The following is an 11,676-nucleotide window of genomic DNA, read 5'->3' on the forward strand; positions in this document are numbered from 1 at the left end:
AATAGCAGAGTGAGTTATGCAATCGAGTGCGATAGGATAGGGATCACCGGCGCCAGGCCCGAACCAGATCCCCGGTACGCTGAGCTACCGAGGCCTGCACGCGACGATCAGAAGGAGAGCCCGGTCGATGAGCTCCAACCGGCCTTCCCCCGCGCAGCCGCCGACTCTCCGCGACGTCGCCGAGGCCGCCGGAGTCCACCCCGCCACAGTGTCGCGGGCGCTGAATCCCAAGACCCGCACCCAGGTCGGCGCCGAGACCGTGCGGCGGGTGCAGCGGGTGGCCAAGGCGCTGGGATACCAGCCGAACCCGATCGCGCGCAGCCTGAAGACCTCCAGGTCGAACACCATCGGGCTGATCATCCCCGACCTCACCAACCCGCTGTTCCCGCCGATCGTCCGCGGCATCGAGAGCGTGCTCGAACCGGGCGGCTACAGCTCCCTGATCGTCAATACCGACAACGACCCCGAGCGCGAGCGGGTCAAGATCGAGTCCCTGCGCTCACGCCAGGTGGAGGGGCTCATCGTCGCCACCGCCAGGCTCGACCATCCGCTCCTCGTCGAGCTGCACGAGCAGGGCGTTCGCATGGTGCTGGTCAACCGCAGGGTCGAGGACCTGGAGATCCCGTACGTCACGGCCGATGACGTCACCGGGGTGACGCTGGCCGTCGAACGCCTGGCCAGGCTGGGGCACACCCGCATCGCCCACCTCTCCGGACCGCAGACCACCTCGACCGGAGTGGCCAGAGCGCGGGCCTTCCGCCACGCCGTACGCGACCAGGGTCTGGAGGACGATCCGTCGCTCATCGCAGAGTGCGCGCACTGGAGCGAGGCCGACGGCGCCCACGCGCTGCGCCTGCTGCTCGACAGGGGGGCACAATTCACGGCGGTCGTCGCGGGCAACGACCTCATCGCACTGGGCTGCTACGACGTGTTCGCCGAGCGCGGCATCTCGTGCCCGGAGGACATGAGCGTGGTGGGCTTCAACGACATGCCCTTCCTGGACAAGCTCCGCCCGGCGCTGACCTCCGTCCGCATACCACACCACGACATCGGCGTGGAGGCGGCGCACACGCTGCTCGAGTGCATCGAGGAGCCCGCGCGGCCCCCGCGCTCGCTGCTGCTTCCCGTGTCCCTGGTGGTCCGCGACTCCACGGCGCGCGCGAACGAGCGCCGGCTTTGAGCGGAGGGCGAGCACCGCGTCGGTGACTGATCGTCAATTGTCGCGACCCGGCGAGATTCTCCGGACCAGGCTTGTCACAATGCTCGGCGTCCCCCGCCTTGCGTTCGAAGTTGCGTAGTTGCACCCCAAGGGTCGCGTGTTCGCCCAGCACGCACACTGTTTGTCGCGCAGGGACCAGCCATAGAACGGGTCCGCGTCGTCGGTCGTCGAACCCTTGGGCATCCGGCGCGGCGGAAGTGTGTCGTCGCGTTCCGCCTCGCGGTGACAGGGGCGAGATGAGGACACTTGGGGGGCAGGTTTTGTGCACGCACAGTCATAACGGTCACGCGAGTGACGCCTATCGTTCCCGGACACGACTGCCTTAAGAAGAGGGACCGCCATGCAGTTCGGGATCTGCACGGTCGGCGATGTGACGACCGATCCGACCACCGGCAGGACGCCGAGCGAGCACGAGCGCATCAAGGCGATGGTGGCGATCGCGCTCAAGGCGGAGGAGGTGGGCCTGGACGTGTTCGCGACCGGCGAGCACCACAACCCGCCCTTCGTGCCGTCGTCGCCGACCACCATGCTCGGCTACATCGCGGCGCGCACCGAGCGGCTCATCCTCTCGACCGCCACGACACTGATCACCACCAACGACCCCGTGAAGATCGCCGAGGACTACGCGATGTTGCAACACCTGGCCGACGGGCGCGTCGATTTGATGCTGGGCCGGGGCAACACCGGACCGGTCTACCCCTGGTTCGGCCAGGACATCCGCATGGGCATCCCGCTTGCCGTCGAGAACTACGCGCTGCTGCACCGGCTGTGGCGCCAGGACGTCGTGGACTGGGAGGGCCGCTTCCGCACCCCGCTGCAAGGCTTCACCTCGACGCCCCGGCCGCTCGACGGCGTCCCGCCGTTCGTCTGGCACGGCTCGATCCGGAGCCCGGAGATCGCCGAGCAGGCCGCCTACCACGGCGACGGGTTCTTCGCCAACAACATCTTCTGGCCCAAGGAGCACTTCCAGCGCCTGATCGCGCACTACCGCGAGCGCTACGCCCACTACGGCCACGGCACCCCCGAGCAGGCCATCGTCGGGCTTGGCGGCCAGGTGTTCATGCGCAAGAACTCCCAGGACGCCGTACGGGAGTTCCGGCCCTACTTCGACAACGCCCCCGTGTACGGGCATGGCCCCTCGCTCGAGGAATTCATGGACCAGACCCCGCTCACAGTGGGCAGCCCCCAGCAGGTCATCGACAGGACCCTGACCTTCCGGGAGCACTTCGGCGACTACCAGCGTCAGCTCTTCCTCATGGACCACGCCGGGCTTCCGCTGAAGACCGTGCTTGAACAACTCGACATCCTCGGAGAGCAGGTCGTGCCCGTCCTGCGCGCCGAGTTCGCGAAAGGCCGCCCATCGGACGTACCAGACGCCCCCACCTACGCCTCGCTGATCGCTGCCGCACCCTCTGCAAATGGAGTGACGGCCGCATGAAGCTCGTCGCCGTGGCCGCAGGGCTGAGCACACCGTCCTCCACACGTCTGCTCGCGGACCGTCTCGCAGAGGCGGCCCGCTCTGAACTCGCCGATCAGGGCCACGACGTGGAGATCCAGGTCATCGAGCTGCGGGAACTGGCTGTCGCCATCGCCAACAACCTCGTGACCGGCTTCCCGCCGCGACAGCTGGCCGCCGCGATCGACGCGGTCACGCGCGCCGACGGCCTGATCACCGTGACCCCGGTGTTCACCGCCTCATACAGCGGGCTGTTCAAATCCTTCTTCGACCTCATCGACCCGGACGCCCTCGCCGGCAAGCCGGTCCTCGTGGCGGCGACAGGAGGCACGGCCCGCCACTCACTCGTCCTGGAGCACGCCCTGCGCCCGCTCTTCACCTACATGCGCGCCGTCGTCGTCCCCACCGCCGTGTACGCGGCGTCCGAGGACTGGGGATCCGGCGGCGACAAGTACGCGGAGGGCCTGCCCGCGCGTATACGGCGAGCAGGCCGGGAGATGGCCGCCCTGATGGCCACCCGCCCAGCCGGCGCGACCTCCCACGACGACGACACCTCGTTCGAACGGCAGCTCTCCGACCTGCGCTTCGACTGAACCGCGGATGTCTCGTCACGTACGTCCGACCGGTACAAAGGGTGCCCGTCAGGCTCAAACGATGCCGACCGCGGTCGCTGCCGACGCGGCGACCAGCGGCCGGACGGCGGCGGTGGCGTGGTCGAACCGGGCCGATGACGTGCCACCGCGCTCACCCACCTGCCACGCGTGTACGGCACCCGGCAGTGCGTGGAATTTCTCTCACGCCAGAACTGTTCCGCAAACTGACTGTTTAACTTTCAACCAAGTTTGGAGGAGGCCATGCCCGCCATCACCGCCAACACGCTGACGCTGCCCCGCGTGGTCGTGCCCGATTCCGCCGCGGCCGTCCAGCGCCCGGTCCGGTCGGTGACCACCGCGCCCAGCGACTTTGAGGGGGAGGGCTTCCCCGTGCGGCGTGCGTTCGCCGGGGTCTCCTTCGCCGACCTGGACCCCTTCATCCACATGGACCAGATGGGCGAGGTGGAGTACGCGCCCGGCGAGCCCAAGGGCACGTCCTGGCACCCGCACCGCGGCTTCGAGACCGTCACCTACATCATCGACGGGATCTTCGACCACCAGGACTCCAACGGCGGCGGCGGCACGATCACAGACGGCGACACCCAGTGGATGACTGCCGGCTCCGGGCTGCTGCACATCGAGAAGCCGCCGGAGCACCTGGTGGTGTCCGGCGGGCTGTTCCACGGGATCCAGCTGTGGGTCAACCTGCCGCGGGCGCACAAGTTCCACCCGCCGCGCTACCAGGACATCCGCGGCGGCGAGGCCAAGCTGCTCGCCTCGGCCGACGGCGGCGCGCTGCTGCGGGTGATCGCCGGCGAGCTGGACGGTCATCAGGGGCCCGGGATCACGTTCACCCCGATCACGATGGTGCACGCCACCGTCAGCCCGGGCGCGACGCTGAACGTGCCGTGGAACCCCGGCTTCAACGCGCTGGCCTACGTGCTGGCAGGCCAGGGCTCGGTGGGTGCCGACCACGCGCCGATCCGCAAGGGGCAGCTGGCCGTCTTCGGACCCGGCGGCGCGCTTACGCTGGCCGCGAACCCGCGCCAGCCGCAGGCCGAGCCGAACCTGGAGGCGCTGCTGCTCGGCGGGCAGCCGATCCGCGAGCCCGTCGTGCATTACGGGCCCTTCGTGATGAACACACGCGCCGAAATCCTGCAGGCGATGGAGGACTACCAGGCCGGACGCCTGGGCGTCGTCCCCGCCGAGCGGATGCCGCACACCGACAGAGAGGAGCGGCCATGACCGCGACCCTGGCCGAGGAGTTCGCCCGCGGCCGGATGTTCTTCGAACTCAACGACTACATCGGCGCCGCCCGCATCCTGGCACCGGTGGTCGCCGCCGAGCCGGGCAACGTGGAGGCCCGCCTGCTGCTGGCCCGCGCCTACTACCACTCCGCCCAGTTGCGCGGAGCCGAGGCGGAACTGCGTGCTGTCATCGAGCGTGCCCCCACAGAGGAGTACGCCCACCTGCTGCTGGGCCGTACCCTCCAGCGGGCCAACCGGCACGCGGAGGCGGAGACCTACCTCCGGTTGCACGCCGCCATGACCGGGTGATCGATGGCGCCCCTGGCCGGCGCGGCCGGCCAGGGGCGCTCATGCGAGAAAGTCATCCGCAGGTCACGAGGCGGCTGTCCTCTGTGAGTGCCCGGCGGTCGGGGAGTCGTCCGCGCGGCCGTCCGCGCCGCCGGGTCAACTCATCGCGCGTACCGCTTCGAGGATCAGGTCGGCGACCTCCTTCGGCCGGGAGACGGCGACCGCGTGCGACGCGCCCTCGACCTCGACGACGGTGGCCCCGGCCCGCTTCGCGGCGAAGCGCTCCACGTCCGGGTTGATCGCGTTGTCCGCGCCGGCCACCAGTGCCCAGGACGGCTTGAGCTTCCATGCGGCGGCGGAGGCCGTCTCCTCGAAGGCCGCGGCGGCGAGCGGGCGCTGCGCCGCCGCGAGGACCTTCGTGACCTCCGCGGGCACGTCGGCGGCGAAAACTGACGGGAAGGCCTCCTCGGCGATGGTGACCTCGACAGCGGGATCGCCGCCCGCGATGGGATACGTCCATTGCTTGAGGTTGCTCACCAGCGGTGAGGCGGGGAAGCTTCCCTGCAGCTCGCCGAGGCTCTCGCCCTCTTCGAGGGCGTAGGCGGCCACGTAGACGAGGGCGACGACGTTGTCGGTGGCGCCGGCCACGGTGATGACCGCACCGCCGTACGAGTGGCCGACCAGCACGACCGGACCGTTGATCTGGGAGGCGATGGAGGCGACGTACGCGGCGTCGGCCGCCAGGCCGCGGAGCGGGTTCGGCGGCGCGATCACGGGGATGCCGTCGCTCTGCAGTTCCGCGATCACCCCGGACCATCCGGCCGCGTCGGCGAACGCGCCGTGGACGAGAACGACTGTGGGGGTGGAGGTGGTCATGTCTGTGTCGTCTCCTCGGACTCAGGCGGGGTGCAGGGCGGTGCGCAGGGTCTGTACGGCGAGCGTGATCGCGCCCTGGGCGACTTGAGTGGAGCGCAGCGCGTTGAGCATCACGAAGTCGTGGATGATGCCCAGGAACCGCACCGCGGTGACCGGCACACCCGCCTGACGGAGCTTGCCGGCATAGGCCTCGCCCTCATCGCGCAGCACGCCGGCCTCACCGGTGATGACCAGGGCCGGCGGCAGACCCTGCAACTGCTGGATAGTGGCGCGCAGCGGGGACGCGGTGATCTGCGCCCGCTCGAAAGGATCGGTGGTGTACTGGTCCCAAAACCACTGCATCCCATCGCGGCGCAGGAAGTAGCCGGTGGCGAACTGGTGGTAGGAGCCGGTGTCGAAGCTCGCGTCGGTAACCGGATAGAACAACACCTGCTGAACCAGCGCGATGCCACCCCGCTCCTTGGCCATCAGCGTCAGCGCGGCCGCCATGTTGCCCCCGACCGAGTCACCCGCCACGGCCAGCCGCGCACCGTCCAGGCTCTTGGAAGCGCCTTGCTCCACGACCCACTTCGCGACCGCGAAATTCTGCTCGATGGCCACCGGGTAGCGCGCCTCAGGCGACAGGTCGTACTCGGGGAACACGACCGCGGCATTCACACCGACAGCCAGCTCGCGCACCAGGCGGTCGTGGGTATGAGCGTTGCCGAACACCCACCCCGCGCCATGGATGTAGACAATCACCGGAAGAACTCCGGTGACTCCGGCGGGCCGGACGATACGCGCCCGGACGCTCCCCGTGGGACCGCCTACGACCGTGATCCACTCCTCGTCCACTGCGAGCTTGGCGATCTCCCCAGACTGGACCTTGTCCACGGCCTTGCGCCCCTCCGCCGGAGGCAGGTCGAAAAGGTACGGCGGGTCGGCGGTCGCCTCGACAAAGGACTGGGCCTCCGGCTCGAGCACCGGCTGGATCGGCGCGAGGGCATCGGACATTCGAATCTCCTGGAATTCGTCGGGTACGCCGGTCGATCCGGCAAACGAACCGGATAGTTGTTCTGGGCACTCCGGCGGCGCTGATCTTCACAGTAGAAGCGCTGTGCGCACGGAAGTTGGCCACAAACGCACGTCTGGCGTCCTCACAGCGCACGGAAGCCGTCCCGACCTGCCCAGCGGCCGCCGACATGACGAACCCGTGCTCTGAACCGGGCGGGACTGGTGAAACCCCAGCGCCGCGCGACCTGGCCCAGGCTGACGGATCGCGGTGCCTGCGCGGCGAGTTCCCTTCGGCATTCCTGCAGGCGCAGCTCGCGGATCCACTGGCACAAGGTGGTGTCTTCGGCCTCGAACAGCCGGTGCAGGTAACGGACGGAGATGCCGTGGACATCGGCGATGACCTGGGGGGTCAGGCCGGGGTCCGACAGGTGCCAGCGGACGAAGTTCTTGATCCTCAGCAGCAGGACACCGTCGGCACCCGGCAGTTCGGCGGGATCCTCGCCCAGTTGGGCTGCCGCGGTGACCGCCACCAGGTCGATGACGGACTCGGCCAGTCGCTCGGCCATCGGCGTCGCGTACGCCTCGGAGGTGTCCGCCAGCCGCTCCAGCAGCGGCGCGAGCAGGGCGCGGAGACCGCCGCTCGGGCGCACTGCCCGCGCGGTGAGCTGGTGCAGGTCGGCCTCCGACCGCGCGAGCAGGCCTCGCGGAACCGCGAAGATCTTCAGTCGGAAGCGTTCCGGAAAGGTGGTGCGGAAGGGCCGGACGGTCTCGAAGAACCCGATGTCTCCGGCCCGCAACTCGGTGGTGCGGCCGTCCTGTTCGACCTGGGCCCGACCGGTGCTCTGGAGGGTCACGAAGACGTGCCGCCCGTCGCCACGGGCGATGAAACGCGGCGCCCTGTGGACGCGGCCCGGGTCGCATTCCACCGTGGTGATCTGAAGGTCCCCGAGGTGGTCGGTGCGCATGGCCGCGTCATAGGTGCTGCCTTCAGTGGCGATGTCCATCCCTACCAGGGTCGCGAGCACGGCGTCGTGCCAGAAGTCCATGCTCTCGCGCGGCGGAACCGAGCGGGTGGTCAGCACCCGGGCTCGCGGACTCGCGGAGGCGGTCGGGGGCCGGTGTCTCTCCTCGATGGAGCCGATGACCGTTGGCATGCTGCCACCATGCCGTGGCGGTGCCGGCCGGTGCATCAGTCAGCCGACTGATGCACCGGCCGTACCGCGCCTGTCAGCGCAGGCGGGCACGCAGGAAGGAGCAGCCGTGCCGTACCGCTGCCCGAGTGGGTGTGCTGTCGCGCAGGGCGTGCAGCGCCACGAAGTCGTGGATCGTCCCGAGGAACCGCACAGCGGACACCTCGACACCGGCCGCACACAGGCGTCTCGCGTACTGCTCTCCCTCGTCACGGGCCACGTCGGCCTCGGCGGTGACGACCAGCGCCGGCGGCAGCCCCACCAGATCCTCCGTCCGCGCACACAGCGGCGACGCGGTGGGCTCGGCCCGCAGGGCGGGGTCGGCGACGTACTGCGCCCAGTAAGCGCGCAGCGCCCGACGCGTGAGCAGGTATCCGGTGGCGAACTGCCGTTGCGAGGGGCTGTCGCAGCGGGAATCGGTGAGCGGGTAGTAGAGCAGCTGGGCGCTGATGCGCGGCCCGCGTCTGGACTTCGCCAGCATGGTCACGGCTGCGGCCAGCGTGGCCTCGGCGCAGTCGCCCGCCACGGCCAACCGGCGCGCGTCCAGACCGAGTCCGTCGGCCCGGGAAACCGCCCAGGCCAGCAGGGCGTAGCACTCCTCCAGCGCCACCGGATAGCGGGCCTCGGGGGTGCGACTGTACTCGGGGACGACGGCGCACACGCCCGCCCCGGTGACGAGCTCGCTGATGAGGCCGGCGTGGGTCTGCGCGTCGCCGAGCATCCACCGCCCGCCGTGGACGTACAGGAGGGTGGGGAGCGGTCCGGTCGCACCGGCCGGGCGGAAGGTCCAGAAACCGAGCAGCCTGGAAGGGCCGACAGGCGCCACGCGGAAGGCCGCGTCCACGTCAAAGTCCTCGATCCGGTCCACCTGGGTTTCCCGCAGCGCCTGCCGCCCCGCGTCAGGGCCGAGGTCGTCGAGGGACGGAGGCGCGGCAGACGCGGTGACGAGTCGCTGCACCACGGGGTCGAGGAGGACCGCTGCATGGGAGTCACCGCCCGCTCGGTCCCAGGAGGCTCCCGCCGTCACGCACTCTCCTCTGGCTGGGCCGCGCCGCTCGTCAGCAGGCCCGCATGGAGCCGGCCTGTCCCCACCTCACGTGTCCTGAAGGAGGTCACTCAGTTGTTGGCGGCGGCTGATGCCGAGCTTGGGGTAGACGTGGTACAGGTGCGAGCCTACGGTTCGCGGCGAGAGGAAGAGCTGTTCACCGATCTCACGATTCGAAAGGCCGCGTGCGGCCATCTGGACGATCTGCAGCTGCTGTGCCGTCAACTGCTCCAGCGGGCCTCCGGCTTTGGGGGTGGGTGCCGCTCCGCTGGCGCGCAGTTCGCGGCGGGCGGCTGCCGCGAGGGCGCCGGCGCCGAGGCGTTCGGCGGTTTCCAGCGCCGTGGTCAGTTGCTGACGCGCCTCGAGTGTCCGGCGGCATCGGCGCAGCCACACGGCGTAGTTGAGGCGGACGTGCGCGCTCCCACGGCCACCGGTCGGCCTCGTGGTTGACCAGTGCGAGCTGGAAGTGCTGCTCGGCGTCGTCGTCCGGGTCGACCAGGGCGGTGGCATGGTGCAGGAGCAGCGTCATCCTGGTGCTCGGGCGCTCCCCTTGATCCGCCCGGACTCGCGCCAGAATCGGCACGACCTCCTTCGACCGGCCGGTCCGTTGGGCTACGGCTGCGAGTTCGGCGATGCTCCGGGGCGACAGGAAGGGGTGCAGCGGCGATCCGTCAGCGGTGAACAGCTCGCGCAGGTGCCGCCAGCCTCCGTCCCAATCCCCGAGCGCCATGAACGCGAGTCCTCGGGCGCGCAGCAGACGTGCGTGCGTGGCCCGGTTCTCGTCCAGGCTGACGGCGCGCCAGATCGAGGGGGTGAGCCAGGGCTCCGGCGGGACAGCTCCGCGTAGCGCCAGCACGGTGAGGGCCTGCGCTTCCAGATCCGCCTGGAGGCGCGGCAGGCGCAGCACCGCGGCCTCGGCCCTGGCCTCCCGGATCAGAGGCTCGGCCTGGGTGAACCGCCCGGTGTTCACGAGGGTGTCCAGGAGGGCGAGGACCGGCCAGGCACGGATGCCGAAGGCACGAGAGGCCCGCAGATGCGCGTCGGCCTTGCGAAGCTCGCCCAGGTACACGTCCGCCTCGTCCGCGAGGTAGGCCGCCAAGGCGACCGCCACCCGGCAGGCCAGAGCGTCCGGGGCGTCCAGCGGCGCACTGCGCGGGCGACCGAGGCTCGCCAGCAGGTGAGTGGCGTCCTGCGGCCGGACCACCGCGGTGACCAGCGTGTCCAACGCCTTCTGCGCGTTCGGCGTGTCCAGGCGGCCCAGCAGCCCGGTCACCGGGAGCCGACGCCGGTCGGTACGTCTGGCCTCTCGGGCACGGTCGAGCAGTGTGGGCAGGGCCGCCGTGTGCTCCGGCAGACCGGACTGGACAGCGATGCCCGCAGCCAGGGCCGCCAACGCGAGCGCGACCGGTCGGCCGACCGCGGGAAAGTGCTCCGAGACGTTCGCCAGGACGTCGAATGCCTCCTGCTGGGAGGATTCCAGGGACAGGGCCGAGGCCAGGGCTCCGGCCGCGACACAGCCGAGTTCCGGATCGGTTGAGTCCTGGACGAACCGACCGTACAGGTCCCGAACCCAGTCGGGGTCTCCCACCGCATGCGCTGCCACCAGGGCCTCGGCCAGCCTGCGGGCGCGTTCCCGCCGCTGCGGGCTCAGCCGGGCCGTCTGTTCCAGGGCGCGCGCGGCACCCACGGCATCCCCGCGCCTCCACGCGGAGTCCTCGAGTTCGGCGGCCACGGGTTCGCTGGTTCCCAAGGTGGCGGCAGCCAGGTGACGGGCCCTGACCTCCGGCTGCGTGGCGGCTGCGGCGAGGCCCAGATGCGCCCGGTGCCGCTCGCCCGCCGGATGCCGCAAGAACGCGGCCGACCTCGCCAGCGGGTGCCTGAAGACGAGGCGGTCCTCGACCAGCGAGACCAGGCCGGCCGCCTCCGCTGGAGCCCACACCGCCAGGTCGTCGGTGCCCAGGGCTGCCATGAGGGCGGTGACGGTCTCGCCGGGCCCTGCGGCCGCTGCGTACAGCAAGGCCCGTCCTGTCTCGGGGGGAAGCGCGTCGAGTCGTGCCCCGAACACATGCGTCGTGGGCGGGCGCTGCGCCGGTCCGACGCCGGAAAGTCCCGCTCGGGCGGGCGTAGGCGCACGGCGGCTCAGTTCCACCAGGGCCAGGGGGTTTCCCGCGGCTTCCTCCAGGATCTCCAGCCTGCGCCTGCCCGTGGGCGCCGCGGGCTGCCGGTCCAGCAGCGCCGCGGCCGACGGGACGCTCAGTGGGCCCAGATGCAGGCTTTCCATGTCAGGGGGCAGACCGGGCAGGGGCGCGTCACCGCGTACGGCGCTCAGCACCTGCCCGTGTACGGCGGGCAGGGCGGGCAACTCCTCCAGGACCGGCGCCAGCAGCTGCCGCAGCAGGCAGGCGCGGGCGTGCCGCCGGTCCGCGGCCCAGCCTCGCGCCGACAGCACGAGCATGCCGTTGCCGGTGGCCGGTTCGCGGGCGTGGCGCAGCAACGTCGTCCGCCCGATCCCCTCCTCCCCGAGGAGCAGCAGCGCCTGGGGACTGCCGGGCGTCCGCGTCACGCACTCCAGGATCCTCTCGATCTCGCCGTCTCGACCGAGAGGAGGCGACTTCACCGTACGGCTGGCCGCTTCCTGGGGTGGACGGACCGTCATGCACCTACCCCGGATCATGGTTGTGGGCCGGTTTCCCTAGCCAGGCCATAATCGGAGAGACAAGGTCGCGGCGCTTCTGTCACATGACCAGTCGTGCGCCGTTCCAGTCGGGC

Annotated in this window: 11 protein-coding genes; 5 read left to right on the forward strand and 6 right to left on the reverse strand. The window is 70.4% G+C overall.

The features are described from left to right. Window positions 1–127 precede the first annotated feature (127 nt). The 5 genes from FHR32_RS06820 (at window position 128) to FHR32_RS06840 (ending at window position 4,824) form a co-directional block, all read left to right on the forward strand. Complete coding sequence (locus FHR32_RS06820) at window positions 128–1,180, forward strand: LacI family DNA-binding transcriptional regulator (RefSeq protein ID WP_184753515.1); 1,053 nt, start codon at window positions 128–130, stop codon at window positions 1,178–1,180. Window positions 1,181–1,559: 379 nt separating this feature from the next. Beyond that, window positions 1,560–2,657 (forward strand): LLM class flavin-dependent oxidoreductase, encoded by a 1,098-nt coding sequence (locus FHR32_RS06825; RefSeq protein ID WP_184753516.1) that lies wholly within the window; start codon window positions 1,560–1,562, stop codon window positions 2,655–2,657. Next, window positions 2,654–3,268: an FMN reductase gene (locus tag FHR32_RS06830; RefSeq protein WP_184753517.1), complete on the forward strand. Its 615-nt coding sequence runs from the start codon at window positions 2,654–2,656 to the stop codon at window positions 3,266–3,268. The genes FHR32_RS06825 and FHR32_RS06830 overlap by 4 nt, the downstream gene beginning before the upstream one ends. Before the next feature lie 261 nt (window positions 3,269–3,529). Further along, entirely contained in the window at window positions 3,530–4,513 is a 984-nt protein-coding gene (locus FHR32_RS06835; protein ID WP_184753518.1) for a pirin family protein, read from the forward strand. After that, window positions 4,510–4,824, forward strand: a complete 315-nt coding sequence (locus FHR32_RS06840) for a tetratricopeptide repeat protein (protein ID WP_184753519.1) — start codon at window positions 4,510–4,512, stop codon at window positions 4,822–4,824. The genes FHR32_RS06835 and FHR32_RS06840 overlap by 4 nt, the downstream gene beginning before the upstream one ends. 135 nt (window positions 4,825–4,959) lie before the next feature. On the opposite strand, the gene FHR32_RS06845 is transcribed toward FHR32_RS06840, so the two are convergent. From FHR32_RS06845 to FHR32_RS06865, 6 genes are all read right to left on the reverse strand, one after another. Next, on the reverse strand, window positions 4,960–5,679 hold the full coding sequence (locus FHR32_RS06845; RefSeq protein ID WP_184753520.1) for an alpha/beta fold hydrolase: 720 nt from the start codon (window positions 5,677–5,679) through the stop codon (window positions 4,960–4,962). A 21-nt stretch (window positions 5,680–5,700) separates the two neighbouring features. After that, entirely contained in the window at window positions 5,701–6,672 is a 972-nt protein-coding gene (locus tag FHR32_RS06850) for an alpha/beta hydrolase (RefSeq protein WP_184753521.1), read from the reverse strand. 143 nt (window positions 6,673–6,815) lie between these two features. Beyond that, on the reverse strand, window positions 6,816–7,826 hold the full coding sequence (locus FHR32_RS06855) for an AraC-like ligand-binding domain-containing protein (protein ID WP_184753522.1): 1,011 nt from the start codon (window positions 7,824–7,826) through the stop codon (window positions 6,816–6,818). Between the two features lie 73 nt (window positions 7,827–7,899). Further along, on the reverse strand, window positions 7,900–8,889 hold the full coding sequence (locus tag FHR32_RS06860) for an alpha/beta hydrolase (protein WP_184753523.1): 990 nt from the start codon (window positions 8,887–8,889) through the stop codon (window positions 7,900–7,902). A gap of 66 nt (window positions 8,890–8,955) precedes the next feature. Further along, window positions 8,956–9,102, reverse strand: coding sequence for a response regulator transcription factor (locus FHR32_RS47165; protein ID WP_221465289.1), 147 nt, complete (start codon window positions 9,100–9,102; stop codon window positions 8,956–8,958). Then, the gene (locus FHR32_RS06865) at window positions 9,074–11,563 is read right to left on the reverse strand and encodes an ATP-binding protein (RefSeq protein WP_221465290.1); all 2,490 of its coding nucleotides are present in this window, start codon (window positions 11,561–11,563) and stop codon (window positions 9,074–9,076) included. Before FHR32_RS06865 ends, FHR32_RS47165 begins: the two co-directional genes overlap by 29 nt. Between the last annotated feature and the right edge of the window lie 113 nt (window positions 11,564–11,676).

This window comes from Streptosporangium album, from assembly GCF_014203795.1.
GTDB lineage: Bacteria > Actinomycetota > Actinomycetes > Streptosporangiales > Streptosporangiaceae > Streptosporangium > Streptosporangium album.

What these genes read in the sequence shown, in the direction of transcription:
- FHR32_RS06820 (WP_184753515.1), top strand. Translation starts at nt 128, where the DNA reads ATGAGCTCCAACCGGCCTTCCCCCGCGCAGCCGCCGACTCTCCGCGAC.
- FHR32_RS06825 (WP_184753516.1), top strand. Translation starts at nt 1,560, where the DNA reads ATGCAGTTCGGGATCTGCACGGTCGGCGATGTGACGACCGATCCGACC.
- FHR32_RS06830 (WP_184753517.1), top strand. Translation starts at nt 2,654, where the DNA reads ATGAAGCTCGTCGCCGTGGCCGCAGGGCTGAGCACACCGTCCTCCACA.
- FHR32_RS06835 (WP_184753518.1), top strand. Translation starts at nt 3,530, where the DNA reads ATGCCCGCCATCACCGCCAACACGCTGACGCTGCCCCGCGTGGTCGTG.
- FHR32_RS06840 (WP_184753519.1), top strand. Translation starts at nt 4,510, where the DNA reads ATGACCGCGACCCTGGCCGAGGAGTTCGCCCGCGGCCGGATGTTCTTC.
- FHR32_RS06845 (WP_184753520.1), bottom strand. Translation starts at nt 5,679, where the DNA reads ATGACCACCTCCACCCCCACAGTCGTTCTCGTCCACGGCGCGTTCGCC.
- FHR32_RS06850 (WP_184753521.1), bottom strand. Translation starts at nt 6,672, where the DNA reads ATGTCCGATGCCCTCGCGCCGATCCAGCCGGTGCTCGAGCCGGAGGCC.
- FHR32_RS06855 (WP_184753522.1), bottom strand. Translation starts at nt 7,826, where the DNA reads ATGCCAACGGTCATCGGCTCCATCGAGGAGAGACACCGGCCCCCGACC.
- FHR32_RS47165 (WP_221465289.1), bottom strand. Translation starts at nt 9,102, where the DNA reads ATGGCCGCACGCGGCCTTTCGAATCGTGAGATCGGTGAACAGCTCTTC.
- FHR32_RS06865 (WP_221465290.1), bottom strand. Translation starts at nt 11,563, where the DNA reads ATGACGGTCCGTCCACCCCAGGAAGCGGCCAGCCGTACGGTGAAGTCG.